The sequence below is a fragment of the Acinetobacter sp. AYS6 genome (genome assembly GCF_025630795.1).
In the GTDB taxonomy this organism is placed as follows: domain Bacteria; phylum Pseudomonadota; class Gammaproteobacteria; order Pseudomonadales; family Moraxellaceae; genus Acinetobacter.
The window spans coordinates 242209-259735 of the sequence record NZ_JAOTNV010000006.1; the positions used below are offsets into that span (position 1 = coordinate 242209).

A 17527-nucleotide genomic window follows, 5' to 3' on the forward strand; every position below is an offset into this window, starting at 1 on the left:
TGAGATTATTTTTTATTCAGTTGCTGATTGAATTTTTATGTAATTCTTGTAAATAGCCTAAGCAAATTTAAAAATTTTTCTAGAAAACCTATAATCGAAACAATTCCATCAATAACACTACTTATTATGACTCCTGCCTGCAGATTATTAAAAAGTAATAAAATCGAATTTTCTATTCATGAATATGAACATGATTCAAATGCCAAAAGTTTTGGATTAGAAGCAGCCGAAAAATTAGATTTAGATGTAAACGAAGTATTTAAAACTCTAATGGTAAGTGACGATAAAAATTATTTCGTTGCAGTCTTGCCAGTGAATCACCAATTGAATTTAAAAAAAGTCGCTACGGCGTTTGGATGTAAAAAATTACAGATGGCTAATCCTAAAGATGCTGAGCGTTTAACAGGATATTTAGTAGGAGGGATTAGTCCTTTAGGTCAAAAGAAACGATTAAAAACTGTCATTGATGCATCAGCTCAAAACTTTAATAAAATTTATGTAAGTGGTGGAAAAAGAGGGCTTGATATTGGCTTAAATCCTAAAGACTTAGCTCAACTTTTAAATGCTCAATTTGTTGATGTACTTGATCAATAATAAAAGTTTAGAAGCTTACTCTAAAAGCTAATCATCATTTTTATCTACTTTTAGAAAATACTTTGTTGGGTATATTGCTCAATGTACATTGTTCCTTATTTTTCATGAAAAGAGATCAGCACTAATAAAATTAAAAAAAAAGCTTGAAGGATTTAATGAAAATGATTATCATTATTGTTAATGAGAGTGCAGTTGTAATTCCAATAAAGAGGAGGAAATTTTTTGTGATATCAAACTTATTTTCTATTAGTTTATTCTAATACTCTAAGAAATCTTGAGTTATACCAGCGACTCCAATAACAATAACGCTGAAAGATGAGTTGACTTCTGGTATGTGAGCGCCTGCAAGATATTATAAAAACAGGCAGGTTCATCTAGCGGTAAATGGAACTAATAAAAATAAACATTATCAGCGCAACAAAAAGAACTAATCAAAAGCAACAGGCGAGGATGGCCTGTTGTTTTTGTATCTAAACTCAATTTCATACTTATTTATCTATTTCAACTCTTTTCGTCTTTTAACTCTATTGAGTAACAGATGGATTATATTTTTGATTAAAAAATAACCACTAATGTTTCATTTATTAACATCCTGCCTTTTTAGGCATTTTTTTGTATACCCTGAATAAAACATGATCAAAAAAGAGGTAAAAACGTGCTTATTTTTCATGGAAAACCTGTTCATGGAGCTATCTTCGATATGGATGGGACAATGTTTGACACTGAGAGATTACGGTTTCAAACATTGCAACAGGCATCTCAAGAACTCATTGGGCAGGAGTTTTCTCACGAATATTTAATGCAATGTTTAGGTTTAAGTGCAACTACTGCTGAGCAATTGGCACAACGTCTATATGGTGTAAATGTTCCATATAAAGAAATTAGAAAAAAAGCTGATGAGATGGAACTCGAACATATTCGAAAACACGGCGTGCCTATCAAAAAAGGTTTAGTTCAGGTTTTAGAACGTTTACGAAAATCGGGTTTAAGAATGGCCGTTGCGACTTCAAGCCGTAGGGCAATTGCCGAAGAATATTTAATTAATGCGAATGTTTATAAATTTTTTGATGTGATTACCTGTGGTGATGAAGTAGAGCAAGGAAAGCCGCATCCAGAAATTTTTTTAAAAGCTGCTAGTCAACTTCACTTGGACGCTAACCAGTGTCTTATGTTTGAAGATTCTGAAAATGGTTTAACTTCAGCTCACACTTCAAAAGGTTTAACGATTTTATTAAAAGATATTAAAGAACCAAATAACGAAATGCTGGAAAAAGCGCATTTTTATTATGATCAGATGTATGACTTTTTAACCGATCTCGACCAATTTATCCCTGTTATGGATATGCCAGAGATACAAGAATCTTTTCCGCAAAGTCTGAATCAGCTTACTGTTGGGATACATGGTTTCGGTGCTATTGGCGGTGGTTATATAGCGCAGATCTTGTCACATTGGGATGGATATACAAAACCAAAGAGAATTATTGCTTCTACAAGAAATAGCCTTTTTCGCGAAGCAGTGAATGCGTTTGGAACTTATAGTATTCGCTATGGGCAATTTTCTTATGATGAACGTATTGAGAATATGACCATTGTTGATTCTGAAAATGAACAACAAATGTTGGAGATGTATACCCATTCAAGTTTGATCGCACTTTGTTTACCCGAACAGGCCATCGAAGTTGAAGCAAAAATAATTGCAAAAGGACTATATGCACGTTTTAACTCACCACTTGAAGCATGTATTGAACCACTAACTTTTCTAATTATTTTAAATAAAGTCGGTGCGAAATATTTGGTTATGAAGCATCTTAGAGAAGCTCTACTAGAGTTAACCAATGATGAAGACGTAACTGAGCATATTTTAAAAGAACATTACTTTTGCGACACCGTTGTAAACCGTATGGTTTCAAAGCTATCTAATCAAAATTTATATCGCCAACTTCGTATTAAGCATAATTTTCTTGAGCAGCATTTAGAAGATGTGGAGTATGAAGAACAAGTCGAAATTGAAGATTGCAATAAACTGTCCCAAGATCAGCAAAATCAGGCCTCTTTATATGTTGATAACATGCGCCGTAATTTCCAACCAGGTCATATATTACAAAGCATGGACCTAATTCTGTTTCATAGCGAAACGGATATGCCAATTTATGTAGAAAAAGGCAGCCCTTTACTCGAAAAGTTGCGTCAAGTTGTTTTGGTTGGGCAGATTACTGAGATCCAATTAATTAAAAATCGTCTATGGAACGGCGTACATGCCATGCTTGCTTGGTATGCTTCTTTGCTGGGTTATGGTTCTATTGGCGTCGCAATGGGAGATCATTCAGTTAAAGCATTTGCAGAAAACTTAATTAGAGAAGTAAAGCAAGGGCTTACAATTGTATTACCTAATTATGCAAAAGATCTGGACCGCATGGCACAAAGCTTTCTAGACTCATGTGAATATGCATTTAAAGACCCTTGTCAAAGAGTGGCGAGAGATCCATTACGAAAATTAACTCATAATGAAAGAGTAATTGCATCAATTGAGGTAAATATTATTCATGATTTGCCTTATAAAAACCTATTAAAAGGCGCTGCCTTAGGTTATGCCTATGCGATTCAATTTTTAGAAATTGAAGAGACTGATGCAATTAAACATTTACACGAGCAAGTTCAAAAACTGGATATGAGTGCTGCTCAAAAAGGACAACTTGAAGTTGAGTTAATGAAATTAGTTCAATATTTATTTTCTGAACAAGGCAAACATCCTTTAAACATGAATACTACCAACTCAAAGAAAGCGCCTACTCAATATGCCTAAATTCTTTTAATTATGCTCTACAACTGAAAGGCAAACATGCTTTAATACAAAAATTGAATGATTTTGAATTAAAGCTGTGTTGCTAAAACCCTCGACGTTCATGATGCCAACATCTATACGGGATTATCCCGAATGGCATCTTGGACGGCAAAATTATGCATTGTGGTATTTAGAAATTAATGATCAAAAAATAGTTGATTATTTAGATGCCTTGCGCGCGCATTTTTCAGAATTCTTATTAGAACCTAATAGTCGTCAATATCATATCACGCTGTTTATATGTGGATTTTTAGACCACGAAACCAGAGTCTATAGTGATGACTTCAGTTTGAGTGAATTTGAGCAGCAAAGAGAAATCTTAAAAAAAGAAGATTTTGCTCCGTTTTATTTAAAAATTGGTTCAATCGATAGCTTTAGTAGTGCTCTATTTGTAGAAATAGGAGACACCGAAAATATCTTATTTCAGATACGCCAAAAGTTAGGTTTAGTTTCTAATGAAATTGCGGCTTTAGATTATTGTCCACACATCACCTTGGGATTGTATAAAAAAGACTATAGTAGTGATTTGATTTTACGAAAAATTTCTGAATTACCTGTACAATATAAACAGGCTGAATTTGACCTTAAAGTTGTGCATTTAACGTTTGGTTATTATCAAGCTCAAACTTTACAAGGTCAGTTATATCCGCATCAGCATTTGTTTTTAGGTGATCCATGTTGCAACTGATTTTGGGTGGAGCCCGTTCCGGGAAAAGTCGATTGGCTGAGCAAACGGCAATAGATAGGCAATTAGCTGTCACTTATGTTGCAACGGCACAAGCGCTTGATCCTGAAATGCAAAGCCGAATAACACATCATCAAAATCAGCGTCCTTCTCACTGGTCTTTGGTTGAAGAACCATTATTTTTAGCAAAAACTCTGCAAGAAATTGATCGACCTAACCAAATTATTCTGGTGGATTGTTTAACGCTTTGGCTAACCAATTTGTTACTTTTAGAAGAACAAAACGTTCAACAATTTGAGTGTGAGCAGCTGTTAAGAGTTTTACCCACACTTCAGTCAGAAATCATTTTAGTAAGTAATGAAACGGGTTTAGGCATTGTGCCACTCGGTGAGATTAGCCGCCGTTTTATCGATGAAGCAGGAAGGCTACATCAAGCTTTAGGGCAAATTGCAGATAAGGTTGTGTTTTGTGTAGCTGGTTTTCCAATGATTTTAAAAGGTGAGAAATAAAATGAACTGGTGGTTAGAGTCTGTACAGCAGCCGAATTTGGAAGCAAAACAACAAGCAGAGCAACATCAACTCCAACTCACTAAACCTACTGGTTCCTTAGGTGATTTAGAACTGATAGCAGTTAAACTTGCTAGTTTACAGTCAAATGCACATCCACATGTTAACCATCCATGGATCACCATTTTTGCTGGCGACCATGGCGTGGTTGAAGAAAATATCTCTGCATATCCACAAGCCGTTACCCGTCAAATGCTACAAAACTTCACGACTGGTGGTGCAGCAATTAGTGTCATTGCCAAATATCATCAAGCTCATTTGCAGGTCATTGATTGCGGTACAGTCGGTGAAGCATACGAATACGTAGGCGTTGAACGTCATTGTATTCGTGCTGGTACGGCAAATTTTGCAAAACAAGCCGCAATGAATGCAGATGAATCTCGTGCTGCTTTAGAGTTAGGTAAAAACAGTGTAGACACGGCCAAATCTAAAGGTGCAGATATTTATATTGCAGGTGAAATGGGAATTGGAAATACCTGTTCTGCTTCTGCCTTAGCATGTCTTTTATTAAATGATACGGCTGAACAACTGACTGGAGTTGGGACAGGAATTGGTGCCGATCAGTTAAGACATAAAATTGAAGTAATTGAAAAGGCAATTGAACTTCATCATAAACATGTTACTGGTGATGCATTCAAAACTTTGTGTGCAGTTGGTGGATTGGAAATTGCGGCAATTACAGGTGCTTATATCCGCTGTGCGCAGGTGGGTTTACCTATCATTGTGGATGGTTTTATTAGTTCGGTCGCTGCTTTATGCGCAGTACGAATGAATTCTAAAGTGCGTGACTGGATGCTTTTTGGCCATCAATCGGCAGAATATGGCCACCAACGTATTTTACAAGAACTTAATGCTGAGCCAATTTTAAAAATGAATTTACGGTTAGGTGAGGGTAGTGGTGCTGGCACTGCCTTGTCATTAGTTAAAATGGCTTGTGTATTACACAACCAAATGGCTACCTTTGAGCAAGCTGCTGTAAGCGGGAATAAAATTGAGTAAATTTAGCATTGATTTGCTGAGACATGGCGAAAGCCAATATAGCCATACTTTACGTGGTCATTTAGATGATGAGTTAACAGCCAAAGGTTGGCAGCAAATGCAGTCAACCATTGAGCAAGTGGAAAATCATCCATGGGAGGTCATTGTAAGTTCATCATTAAAACGTTGTGCTTGTTTTGCTGAGCAATTTGCAAAGACAAATGAGCTCCCTTTACTTCTAAATCATGACTTAAAGGAAATGTATTTTGGTGACTGGGAAGGCGTCTCAACTCAGCAAATTTATGAAACCTCACCCGAATTACTGGCAAACTTTTGGCAAAAACCAAGTCAATATTGTCCACCTCGCGCAGAAACATTAAACCAGTTTCAAATAAGGGTTCTTAAAGGCTTTCAAGATTTGCTGAAGCATATGCAAAAGCAAAACTTACAGCATGCTTTAGTTGTTACTCATGGCGGTGTGATTAAGCTATTGGCTTGTTTAGCCAGACAACAGCCTTTAGACGATTTACTTAAAATGCCGGCAGAACTTGGGAAATTATATTCTCTTGAATTTTCTGAAGCAGATGGACAGTTAACTTTTATATTTAGATAGTAGTTTTATATTCTTATACACTTGTAAGTTATTATTTTTATAAAGATATTTAAGTCTATGTAATAGAACTGTCATTGCTAAAAACTAAGCTATTGGCATTTCTTATTAATCACACACCTGACTTATGAATACTTTATTTAAAACAACTATGCTCGCAGCATCATTATTACTTGCAGCTTGTAACAATAATGATGATCAAGATGTTCAAACAACTGCTCCAACAAACACATCAAAATATTATCAAACAAAAACTCCTTACCAACCACAACAAGAAATAAAAAACTACGAACAAGCACCCAATGGATTCCAGCCGGTTTTTACAGAGTTAGTGGCACGTCACGGTTCAAGAGGCCTTTCAAGTTTAAAATATGATTTGGCACTTTATAATTTATGGAAACAGGCAAAAACAGAAAATGCCTTAACACCATTAGGTGAACAATTAGGCGCTGATTTAGAAGCAATGATGAAAGCCAATATCTTATTAGGCTATGGTGTGGAAGGAATTCGCCAGTACGGTTATGGAAATGAAACCATGACTGGTATTTTAGAACACCGTGGCATTGCAGATCGTTTATTACAACGCTTACCAAGTCTTTTAAATTCGCAAGCATCTATATTGGTACAAAGTTCTGGGGTCGATCGTGCGGTTGATAGTGCTAAATTCTTCACGGCTGAACTCATTCAACAACAACCGCAACTTAAAGATAAAATTGTACCAACGTCTTATACTAGTTTATCGAGTGCAAGCGTTCCAACTGTTGAAGATGGTGGCGTTGATCGTTTTAAACTCTATTTTCATAGTTTGAATGCAGATGAAGACTTGACTCAACCATTGAGTGCTAGTCAACAAAAAATTTATGATGCTAGTCAGGCCTATCAGGATTTTGAAGAAAATAATAAAGATTTAGCCCAAAAGTTAGATGAGTTATCAAAAAATACAGCAGCTGAAAAAACTGCCCAAACTGTACTTAATCCGATTTTTAAAACAGACTTTATTAAAAAACTGGGTACAACAGGTTATAGCTTTAGCAATACCGGATCCTTTACCGTAACTTCACCAAAAGGTGAGCGAATTACAGAAAAAGGTAAGGGTAAAAATACAATTACCAGCGCAGTTGATGCAGCAGCTTATATTTATGAGCTCTATTCAATTTCTGGTGGCATGAAAGATGAGTTAAAAGGTATCGATTTTGATAAATATATGCCGTTAGATGCTGCGAAATTCTATGCTGAATTTAATGATGCAAACGATTTTTACGAAAAAGGTCCAAGTTTTACAGAGTCAAATCAAGTCACAAGTGAAATTGCTCAAGGACTTAAACAGGACCTATTCCAACAAGTTGACGCCGTGGTGAATAAAGCTCAGCCTTACAAAGCAGTTTTACGGTTTGCCCATGCTGAAATTATTATTCCTTTGGCAACCAGCCTAGATTTACATAATATGATGCAGCCTTTACCACTACGTCAGACTTATAATTACTCAACCAGCGCATGGCGTGGTGAAGTAGTTTCACCTATGGCGGCAAATGTTCAGTGGGATATTTACCAAAATAGCCAAGGCAATACTTTGGTAAAAATGCTTTATAACGAAAAAGAAACTTTATTTAAGTCTACATGTAACTATGCGCGTTATACACCAACTAGTTTTTACTACGACTACATTAAATTGAAACAGTGCTATCAAATGCAATAGATTTTCAGTTTTTGAAGTCTTTAATGGGAATAGGGATTGCTATTCCCATTTTTATTTCTTCATAATCAAATTTATTTTTAAATATAGATCAGTTAGAGAGTTGGTTATGACACCTTTTTGGATTGCATTGCAATTTTTAACTGTTCTGCCTATTGAGCTAAAGACAATGCCGACGGCGCAAGAAAATGGTCGGGCTATTTTGTTCTATCCGCTGGTTGGGCTCATTATTGGTGGTATTCTTTTTCTTGTCTCATGTCTTTTAGCCAAATTACCTGTTCTTTTGCTTGCTGCTATCATAATGACTTTATGGATTTGGCTGACAGGTGGATTGCATTTAGACGGGCTGGCAGACACGGCAGATGCGTGGGTAGGTGGTTTCGGAGATAAACTACGTACTTTACAAATCATGAAAGATCCAAGTTGTGGCCCAATTGGAGTACTAAGTTTAGTTATTATTTGTTTGCTCAAGTTTGTACTGATTTATGTGTTGATTGAACAGCATCAAACGTTATTTTTAGTTTTTGTTCCTATACTTGGACGTGTTGTGCCGTCTATTTTGTTTTTAACTACCCCATATGTTCGCGAAAAAGGTTTAGGTCGTTCGTTGACTGATCATTTACCAAAAACCACTTCATGGATAATAGCTGCGATAGTTTTGTTATTGGCTTTATATTGGGAATGGCAAGGGCTCATCGCCGTAATTGGCTTTTTGATCAGTCTGGTTTATTTAAGACATCTGTTTATTAAAAGAATTGGCGGTATTACAGGTGATACAGTCGGGGCAGCGATTGAGCTTAGCGAAACCGTGCTGCTTTTTGCTTTTGTGGTGAGTTATTTCTATTTAGTTTAATGTTGAATTTCGAAAAATAAAAAAGCCCTCAAAAATGAGGGCTTAATTGATCTTCTTAAAAAGATGAATTAACGATTTGGTAAAACGTCTTTTAAAGCTTCATGCATTTCAAGTAATGTTTTTTCAGTCGTTTCCCAGTCAATACAGCCATCAGTCACTGATTTACCATATTCGAGATCACAAAGATTTTCAGGAATATCTTGGCGGCCGCCTTTTAAGTGACTTTCAACCATAAGACCAACAATTGACTTATTACCATCTAAAATTTGTTCAGTAATGTTTTTAAGAACAAGTGGCTGTAAGTACGGGTCTTTATTTGAGTTCGCGTGGCTCGCATCAATCATGATTTTAGTGCTAACTTTTGCTTTCGCTAAAGCATTTTCTGCTTCTTCAACAGAGCCAGCGTCATAGTTAGGCTTACCATTACCACCACGTAATACGACGTGTGCGTAAGGGTTACCGCTTGTATTGATAATCGAAACTTGTCCGTCTTCATTAAGACCTAAGAAGCTATGACCATATTTAACAGACTGCATCGCATTGGTCGCAACAGTTAAACCACCGTCAGTACCATTTTTAAAACCTACTGGTGATGATAGGCCAGAAGACATTTCACGGTGAGTTTGGCTTTCGGTTGTACGTGCACCAATTGCAGACCATGAAATTAAGTCTTGATAGTATTGTGGAGAGTTTGGGTCAAGTGCTTCAGTTGCACATGGCAAACCTTTTTCATTTAACTCAAGTAAAAGCTTACGACCAATACGTAAACCTTTTTCAATATTAAACGAGTCATTCATGTCAGGGTCATTAATTAGACCTTTCCACCCAATTGTCGTACGTGGTTTTTCAAAATAAACACGCATCACTAGATATAGAGTATCTTTAACCTTTTCGCTTAGTGCTTTTAAACGATCGGCATATTCGTGAGCAGCTTTTGGATCATGAATAGAGCAAGGACCAATAACGACAAACAGACGCTTATCTGAACCATCTAAAATATTACGAATAGTTTCGCGGCCTTTTAGAACAGTTTGTGAAGCAACATCAGATAAAGGAAGTTCTGATTTAAGCTCATTTGGTGTTACAAGAGTTTGAATGCTTTTAATATTAACGTCGTCGATATCTGGCTTTGAAACGGAATTTAAATGTGTAGTCATTGCTGTCACTGGTTCGATCATACTAAAGGTTGTTTTGTGTACTGAATATACCATGAAATAATTATGAAAATACTACATCGCATGGTATTTCAGTTTGGAAAAATCTTATTGATTTTGCTATCTTTCAGCTGAGTTGCTTGTTTTTTCAGCAACCACAGCTTGTTGTACCACAGGTGCTTTCGGTTTTGCTTTGACTGGGTGAACCATAAAGTTAACACCGAGGGCAAATAGGGTAATCCCTAAAATTTTTCGGATTAAACGTTCTGGCATACGAGAACTAATGAGCGTACCTACAATAATCGCTGGAATTGAACCCACCAATAACCACATAAGAAGTGTAAAGTCGACGTTACCAGCACTCATGTGTCCAAGGCCGGCCACTAAGGTCAGTAATACTGCATGTACCACATCTGAACCAATAATTCGAATCATTGGCAAGTTCGGGAACATGATCACAAGGGCCATAATCCCAAATGCACCTGCACCGACAGATGAAAGTGTTACGAATACACCTAAAATGATACCCATAACCACAATAAAGCTACGTTTTTTATGAATAGCTAAATGCTCAGTCTCAGTTTGAGTGACTTCTTTACTTCTGAATTTATTGAAGAATTTTTCAATACGAGAACGGAAAATGATAGAAACACCAGTTAAGGTCAACATAAAGCCTAATACCATGGTGAGTACAGCTTTATAGTGTGTTGACTGACTTAAAAAATGTTCAAGTACCCAAGTGGTAGCGAAAGATGCAGGAATACTGCCTACAGCTAGCCATAATACAATTGGCCAGACAATATTGAGTTTTCTAGCGTGAACCATTGATCCACAAAATTTTGAGATTGCGGCATAAAGTAAATCGGTACCAATTGCGATATGAGGTTCAATTCTAAAAAGACCAATTAAAATTGGTGTCATTAATGATCCACCACCAACTCCTGTAATCCCTACACAGAAACCAACTAACATACCCGCTAAGATAAATTCAAAAGCACCAGACATCTTTATCGCCACTTATCACGAAACGCAGATATCTTATTCCTTTTAGAGATAAACAGTTGTCATGAATAATGATTTACTTATGCAAAAAAAAGCTAAGCAACTAAAATTTTGCTTAGCTTGTACTATATTTAATCTTTTTTAAAGAAAATGATTATTTTGATGACTTTAGCGGATTAAGTAAAAGTATCAGGACAAAAGTTAATGGCGTTGCAAAGATCCACCAACTGACAAAACCAATTGAAAAGTTATAGTGGTGAATAAGAATAAATGCACATAAAACAAATAATATGAATGCAGCTATTTTAAATTGAGGGTAATATTTTTGAGCTAATGATTTGAAATGACCTGTTGATTTGGGCGATCGATATTTTTCGCTGGCCATAAATAACAAATACATTCCTAATAAAATTAAGATGAAAGCTATAAAAATCATGAGCTCACCTCAGTATTTAATTTATTCAGCTTTTTTTGAATCTTTTCTACAGCTTTATGTTGAATAGGTTGAATTTTGAAGAATATAAAAATTGCTAAAGCTGCAAAGATCCACAAAAATACATCTACACGTGCAAAGGTCCAATAATCTCTGAGACTTTGAACATACTCATGTTTAAGCAAATAAATTAGATTTAAGATGGGAAGTGCAATACACAGCATAATAAAAATGCAAAGTTGAGTTCGCCATAAATGCTGCTTTTTAGTGAATAAAGCAATGATTAAGCTGATGAGCCAGACTAAGAAAAAACTATAGATTTCATAATTTATTGTAGTTGAAGTGACTGTAAATAATCGATTGGCGCTTAAATAGGCGACAGTTGCACAAGGTAAGCCAACAAACGCTGCAACATTTAAACGGTCAACTAAATAGTGCCCGAAATGAAACTTACTATTCTTATTTTGAATTTGTCGTTTAAGACTCCACAGTAACAAACCAGAGGCAATCATTACACAGCCTAAAATACCTGAGAAAAAGAATCCTAAACGAAGTAAAGGCTGAGCAAATGTTGCCATATGTAGTCCATAGACACCCGCATTTAACGTTGCAATAGGACTATTATTACGTGTGTCTTCTAAGACTTTGCCAGTTGAAGCATTTAATGTAATTTGAGCTTGATTACGAGTGATTGAGTGATCTTCTTGCTGAATAAATGTAATTTGCGCCTGATTGGTATTCGGATTTTTTACACTTATTGTTGATAAAGGTTGATTACCCCAACTTTGTTGAACTTGGTTCAATAGCTTATCAATAGCTAAGTTTTGAGCAGGCTGAATTGATTGATTCTCAAGTACAGTCTTTGTACGGATTTCGGTAAAATATTGATAAGGGTTTTCAGGGTAAATCTTTTGCATTCCCCAAGGCAGATATAAATAAAAGAAAATAGCTAAGCCTGTAAATGTAATGGTTAAAAAGAAGGGCAGTGCAACGACTGAAGAAATATTGTGAAAGTCTAGCCATGAACGCTGAGACTTAAATGTACGTAAAGTAAAAAAGTCGGTGAATATTTTTTTGTGGGTAATAATGCCTGAAATCAAAGCAATGAGCATAATAAATGCGGCAAGACATACGACTAATCGCCCAACTATTATTGGAATGCCAAAAAGCTGGTAATGGAAGCGGTAAAAAAAGTCGCCACCTTCAGTTGCCGAAAGTTGAAGTTCTTTTCCCGTGTTAGCATCAAGTGTGACATTGCCATAACCTCCATCAGGTTTTTCCCAATACATGGTGTTTACCGGGCTTTTTGTGGTAGCAACAGTTAAGTACCAAGATTTGGCGTCTGGAGCGTGTTCTTGTAAGTATTGATAGGCTGTTTTAATGGCAATATCTTGTTTTACTTCATATTGCGCAAGTGCAGGCTGCATCCATAAAGTAATTTCATGGCGGTAATAGGACAAACTCCCCATTAAGAAAATGGCAAATACGAGCCATCCAAATATTAAGCCAGTCCATGAGTGTAGCCATGCCATAGATTGACGTATACCCTTATGCATAACCCACCATACGTGTCACAAAAAAGAAAAGGGCACATAGAACAATTGATAGCCCAGTGAGTTTCAAAAGTGATTGAACACAGAAACCAACGATTACAAAGATGACATAAAATAAAATTGCTATAAATGCAGCGAGATATATAGCTTCAGCTTTGTCGAGGGTCAAAAGGAAAATTCCAATGAGTCCAAGACTTAAATATGCCATACAGGCAAAGCCCATACCGAAAACTAGCAAGAATCGATAGAAAACTTTTATACGATATGACATTGGGAGATTTACAGTTTTGGACATCTTTACTGACACATACACAAAAAATAATAAGTAAAGCCAATCCCTAAATTGGGATTGGCTACGATATTAATATTTAAACTTTACAGCAACTGTATAGTTGGCAGAAGGACCATAAAATCCTTGGCCATTAGGGAAGCTATATAAATACTTCTTATCGAAAATATTATTACCATTTGCTTGAAGCGTAATATGATCATTGACTTCATAGCTTGCCATTAAATTGACTAAAGCATATGCATCTTGTTTGATCGTACTGTTAACAGTTGAATCATATAGCTTTATCCCATCTTGCCAGTGTAAGCCTGCACCAACTTTCAGCTTCGGTAAAACTGGTGGTGTGTAGGTAGTTAGCAGGTTAAGTGTCTGGTTCGGGTTATAAGTTCTTGCTTCGCCGCCATTCTTAATATCTTTAATACTAAATTGGGCATAGCCGAAAGAAAGATTCACGTTATCTGTGATTTGACCAGATAGACCGACTTCTACACCTTGTGACTCTAAATCACTCGTTGGTACTTTTCGATTAAGTGGATTTCCATCAGAGCTGCGTAGAGGGTAATTATTTTGTTCAGTTTTAAATACTGAAAGTGTTCCTGTTAAACGGTCATCTAACCATGAACTTTTTATGCCCATTTCATAGCTTTTACCCTCAATAGGTTTTAAAGCTTGATTGGTATCTTTATCAATACCAGTTTGAGGACGGAAAATTGAGGTGTAACTCATATAACCCGTATATTCAGGTGTAAAGTTATAGGTTAGTCCAACATATGGCGAGACTTTACTCTCACGATATGACATGGGGGAACCATAGCTTTCGCCTTTACTTTCAGCTTTAACATAGTTGGCACCCAGTAAAAGTTTTAAATCTTCATTGAGATGTAAACGTGTAGCGGCGTAGATTGAATCAATATTTTGCGTATAGTTTGCGGCTTCCGTAAAATCCGACCAAGTTATAGATTGCGGTGTCCAACTTGCCCAATCTGTAGTGGTTGATTTTATAACGTTACTATCGTTAATCGTTCCTGTAGATTGTTTATCTTGCTGATGACTACGTACATAGCTATAGCCTAAAGATGCCTCATGTTCTCGATTGAAAAGTTTATATGTTCCTTCGAGATTAAAATCGACAGCATGTTTTTCTTGGTGCTCTTGACCACCCCAAGGGGTTAGAGAAACACCTGATCCATCAGCTTTTGGATAACCATAATAATAAAGAAGACGACTATTATGCTTGGTATCAAGATAGTTATAGGTTAGCTTTGCTGCCCATTGCTCATTAATTTTTTGCTTTAACTCGACAAAAGCATTTTGTGTTTCATTATCCCAATGTGCCCAATCGGGGTTGGGATTATATGAGCGGTCATACGAAATTTGTTTGCCATTGGCATCTAACAAAGGCAGAGCACCCCAGTTGTTTGCATTGGGTTTATTTTGTTCTTGGCTATAACCTGCGGTAAGTAAAGTACTATCTGTTAAATCAGCTTCAATAATACCTGCGAAACCATTTCTCTCTGACGAATATCGATCAAGGTAAGAATCACCGGTTTGCTCATAGCCCATGATACGGCCACGTACTTTTCCACTCGGGACAATTGAGCCCGATACGTCAGCTTCATAACGCTGCGTATCCCAAGAACCATAACTTACACCGCCACTTGCTTGGAGTTCTTGAGTCGGGCGTTTTCTAATATTATTGATTGTTGCGCTTGGATCACCGAAGGCATTAGTTAAAGAATCAGCACCTTTAACGACTTCTACACGATCATAGAAATAAGTATCAGGATTCGTATTGTTATAGTTATAACCTGAGAGGGGAAAACCCACGCCGTCAGTTAATATATTTGAGATCTCAAAGCCGCGAGCCATATAAGTAGTTCGCTCAGTTTCTTGATTAGAGACGGTTACACCGGGAGTATTTTTTAAAACATCTCGGGTACTGTTAAGTCCGAAATCTTCAATTTGCTGACGAGTAACCACATTAATGGTCTGAGGAGTTTCTTTAGCCTCAATATTAAGCTTGGTTGCGCTACTCGAATTTTTAACATTGTATGCTTTGGTTTGTTCAGATGACTGCTCGGCATTTGATGCTTTAACTTGGATCGTCTGTAAAGCTTGGACATCTGTGTCTTGAGCATAGGTCAAGTTCGCATAACAAATTGCGCAGGCGATGACTGATAGCTTAAATGGTCGAGGTGGGATATTCATAGTGTTAAGGATAATGTAAATAATTCTCATTTATTCTATTGTTTGTAAATGTAAGCTACAATTCAAATTGCATTGTTAATTTGGATTAAAAGATCGTGAATGAATGTAATTTTAGATAATGTAGGCTATGGCTACTTTTTGTGAGTACGTATTGATCAAGTTCAAGATTGATAAACCTCTATGCTAGAATGCGTTATTTCAAATTCTTGGGTAAATCGCCTTGGCAAACCGAAAACTTAAAATAGGCATTGTAGTTGGGGAAGTTTCAGGAGATACGCTTGGCGTTAAGCTCATGCGTAGTTTTCGAGAACAAGGAATCGATGCTGAATTTGAGGGAATCGGCGGTCCTCAAATGATTGCTGAAGGTTTTAACAGTTATTACCCAATGGAAACTCTGTCTGTGATGGGGATTGTTGAGGTATTAAAAGACTTAAAAAAATTATTCGCCGTGCGGGATGGTCTAATCAGTCAATGGACTCAAAATCCCGTTGATATTTTTATTGGTATTGATGCGCCAGATTTTAACCTTAGACTTTCTAAAAGTATTAAAGAAAAGAATCTTCCAATAAAAACAGTTCAATATGTGAGCCCATCAGTTTGGGCGTGGCGCCAAGGGCGTGTTCATGGCATTAAGCAGAGTATAGATTTAGTTCTTTGTTTATTTCCTTTTGAAAAAGTTTTCTATGAACGATATGAAGTTCCAGCAGCATTTGTAGGTCATCCGCTAGCTAAACAATTACCGTTAGAAAATCCAATTCAAATTGCTAAACAGCAATTAGGTCTTAATGAAAATCAAAAATATATCGCTTTGTTACCGGGTAGTCGAAAAGGTGAAGTAGAGCGACTCCTTCCTATGCTGCTGGGTGCTGCTAATATTTTGCATACAAAATATCGAGACATCCAATTTTTAATTCCAGCAATTAATGATGCCCGTAAGCAACAGATTGAGCAGGGTGTTGAACAATTAGCGCCTCATTTAAAAGCTTGCATTCATATTTTAGAAAATACAGATAGCGAGTCTAAAGTTGGCCGTATGGTCATGAATGCAAGTGATATTATCGCGCTAGCCTCTGGAACTGCGACATTAGAAGCAATGTTAATGCATAGACCGATGGTCACTTTTTATAAGTTGCATTGGTTGACCTATTTAATTGCTAAGTTTTTGGTGAAAATTCCTTACTATTCTTTACCGAATATTATTGCGGGTAAAAAAATCATTGAAGAGCTAATTCAGGCTGATGCAACACCAGAAAATTTAGCAGCTGAAATAGAAAAATTGATGAATATTGAAAAAGCTCAAATTCAAGTGATGCAACATTTAACCATGCATAAACAGCTTATTTCTGGAAATACAGAAGATCCAGTAAGGGCAATTTTGCAATGTTTAAATAGTTAACTTTTAAGATTTGAAGGGCTAATTGCTTTTAAACCAGCCAATGAAAACTTCTTAAAATGTTCAACTAAATCATGTAATGGCATCTGGGCGATATTCTTGAGAGGCTCAGGTGCTTGAGCATTCGGTCCTGCAATAATCAGCATCATGCAAGGCGTCATAACACTTAAAATACACGGTAAAACAGCTGGATCATTTTCATCTAAGCCGGCCACTTGGCTAATTAACTTACGAATGAGAAAAAATTTTCTCATTCCTGCAAATTCAATAAAACTTAATAAATGTTCAGAAGGCGAAAACAGTTCACGAATAAAGACTTTGCCATGCCAGACATCTTTTTCAGTTAATTTAAGCAATAAAGTCTCAAGTAATAAGCTTAATTTTTTTTCTGGAGAGTGAGCACTCTCAACAAGCTCTAGTAGGTATTTTTCATTTAGATAGTGGGCGTGAGCTTCTAATAAAACGGCTTGATATAAACCATCTCGGCCATCAAAGTGATAATTGATAGCAGCCAAATCAACATTTGCAGCTTGGGCAATTGTTTTGTTCGCTGTCTTTGCAAAACCATATTGGGCAATTAAAGGTCCTGCTGCCTCAATAATTTTAGATTTTGTTAAGTCACCATCACTTCGTCTAGATCTGGACATATTTAAACCTAATTTTAATTCACCAT

The 17527-nt window shown here is 36.4% G+C and carries 16 protein-coding genes and 1 pseudogene; 10 read left to right on the top strand and 7 right to left on the bottom strand.

Translation table 11 applies throughout. The annotated features are described in order from the left end of the window. The first annotated feature begins 126 nt into the window (after positions 1 to 126). The 8 genes from ybaK to OD757_RS09495 all read left to right on the top strand — a co-directional run bounded on the left by ybaK (position 127) and on the right by OD757_RS09495 (position 8822). On the top strand, positions 127 to 594 hold the full coding sequence (ybaK, locus tag OD757_RS09460) for a Cys-tRNA(Pro) deacylase (protein WP_004792620.1): 468 nt from the start codon (positions 127 to 129) through the stop codon (positions 592 to 594). Positions 595 to 1249: 655 nt separating this feature from the next. Next, positions 1250 to 3397 (top strand): bifunctional mannitol-1-phosphate dehydrogenase/phosphatase, encoded by a 2148-nt coding sequence (gene mtlD / locus OD757_RS09465; protein ID WP_263031685.1) that lies wholly within the window; start codon positions 1250 to 1252, stop codon positions 3395 to 3397. 100 nt (positions 3398 to 3497) lie between these two features. After that, the gene (locus OD757_RS09470; RefSeq protein WP_263031848.1) at positions 3498 to 4124 is read left to right on the top strand and encodes a 2'-5' RNA ligase family protein; all 627 of its coding nucleotides are present in this window, start codon (positions 3498 to 3500) and stop codon (positions 4122 to 4124) included. Next, complete coding sequence (cobU, locus tag OD757_RS09475) at positions 4112 to 4630, top strand: bifunctional adenosylcobinamide kinase/adenosylcobinamide-phosphate guanylyltransferase (RefSeq protein ID WP_263031686.1); 519 nt, start codon at positions 4112 to 4114, stop codon at positions 4628 to 4630. The genes OD757_RS09470 and cobU overlap by 13 nt, the downstream gene beginning before the upstream one ends. 1 nt (position 4631) lies before the next feature. Further along, positions 4632 to 5687, top strand: a complete 1056-nt coding sequence (gene cobT / locus OD757_RS09480; protein ID WP_263031687.1) for a nicotinate-nucleotide--dimethylbenzimidazole phosphoribosyltransferase — start codon at positions 4632 to 4634, stop codon at positions 5685 to 5687. Further along, positions 5680 to 6279, top strand: a complete 600-nt coding sequence (locus OD757_RS09485; protein WP_263031688.1) for a histidine phosphatase family protein — start codon at positions 5680 to 5682, stop codon at positions 6277 to 6279. The genes cobT and OD757_RS09485 overlap by 8 nt, the downstream gene beginning before the upstream one ends. Before the next feature lie 124 nt (positions 6280 to 6403). Next, positions 6404 to 7972 (top strand): histidine-type phosphatase, encoded by a 1569-nt coding sequence (locus tag OD757_RS09490; RefSeq protein WP_263031689.1) that lies wholly within the window; start codon positions 6404 to 6406, stop codon positions 7970 to 7972. Between the two features lie 106 nt (positions 7973 to 8078). Continuing rightward, positions 8079 to 8822 (top strand): adenosylcobinamide-GDP ribazoletransferase, encoded by a 744-nt coding sequence (locus OD757_RS09495; protein ID WP_263031690.1) that lies wholly within the window; start codon positions 8079 to 8081, stop codon positions 8820 to 8822. A gap of 68 nt (positions 8823 to 8890) precedes the next feature. Here OD757_RS09495 and OD757_RS09500 read toward each other — a convergent pair whose 3' ends face one another. Both OD757_RS09500 and OD757_RS09505 read right to left on the bottom strand, forming a co-directional pair. Then, complete coding sequence (locus tag OD757_RS09500) at positions 8891 to 10000, bottom strand: 3-deoxy-7-phosphoheptulonate synthase (RefSeq protein WP_081399974.1); 1110 nt, start codon at positions 9998 to 10000, stop codon at positions 8891 to 8893. 96 nt (positions 10001 to 10096) lie between these two features. Then, a complete protein-coding gene (locus OD757_RS09505; protein WP_263031691.1) occupies positions 10097 to 10981 on the bottom strand; it encodes a sulfite exporter TauE/SafE family protein in 885 nt (294 codons plus the stop codon). Positions 10982 to 11042: 61 nt separating this feature from the next. On the opposite strand from OD757_RS09505, the pseudogene OD757_RS09510 reads away from it, so the two are divergent. Continuing rightward, positions 11043 to 11158: pseudogene (locus OD757_RS09510) on the top strand (hypothetical protein). Here OD757_RS09510 and OD757_RS09515 read toward each other — a convergent pair. The 4 genes from OD757_RS09515 to OD757_RS09530 form a co-directional block, all read right to left on the bottom strand. Further along, positions 11133 to 11414, bottom strand: a complete 282-nt coding sequence (locus OD757_RS09515) for a DUF1634 domain-containing protein (protein WP_263031692.1) — start codon at positions 11412 to 11414, stop codon at positions 11133 to 11135. The pseudogene OD757_RS09510 and the gene OD757_RS09515 sit on opposite strands and share 26 nt — an antisense overlap. Beyond that, positions 11411 to 12967, bottom strand: a complete 1557-nt coding sequence (locus OD757_RS09520) for a PepSY-associated TM helix domain-containing protein (protein WP_263031693.1) — start codon at positions 12965 to 12967, stop codon at positions 11411 to 11413. The genes OD757_RS09515 and OD757_RS09520 overlap by 4 nt, the downstream gene beginning before the upstream one ends. After that, the gene (locus OD757_RS09525; protein ID WP_034677209.1) at positions 12960 to 13259 is read right to left on the bottom strand and encodes a hypothetical protein; all 300 of its coding nucleotides are present in this window, start codon (positions 13257 to 13259) and stop codon (positions 12960 to 12962) included. The genes OD757_RS09520 and OD757_RS09525 overlap by 8 nt, the downstream gene beginning before the upstream one ends. Positions 13260 to 13325: 66 nt before the next feature. Beyond that, entirely contained in the window at positions 13326 to 15461 is a 2136-nt protein-coding gene (locus OD757_RS09530) for a TonB-dependent siderophore receptor (protein ID WP_263031694.1), read from the bottom strand. 220 nt (positions 15462 to 15681) lie between these two features. On the opposite strand from OD757_RS09530, the gene lpxB reads away from it, so the two are divergent. Then, positions 15682 to 16857, top strand: coding sequence for a lipid-A-disaccharide synthase (lpxB, locus tag OD757_RS09535; protein ID WP_263031695.1), 1176 nt, complete (start codon positions 15682 to 15684; stop codon positions 16855 to 16857). On the opposite strand, the gene OD757_RS09540 is transcribed toward lpxB, so the two are convergent. Next, positions 16854 to 17501 (bottom strand): TetR/AcrR family transcriptional regulator, encoded by a 648-nt coding sequence (locus tag OD757_RS09540; RefSeq protein WP_263031696.1) that lies wholly within the window; start codon positions 17499 to 17501, stop codon positions 16854 to 16856. The two genes, lpxB and OD757_RS09540, sit on opposite strands and share 4 nt — an antisense overlap. Positions 17502 to 17527 lie beyond the last annotated feature (26 nt).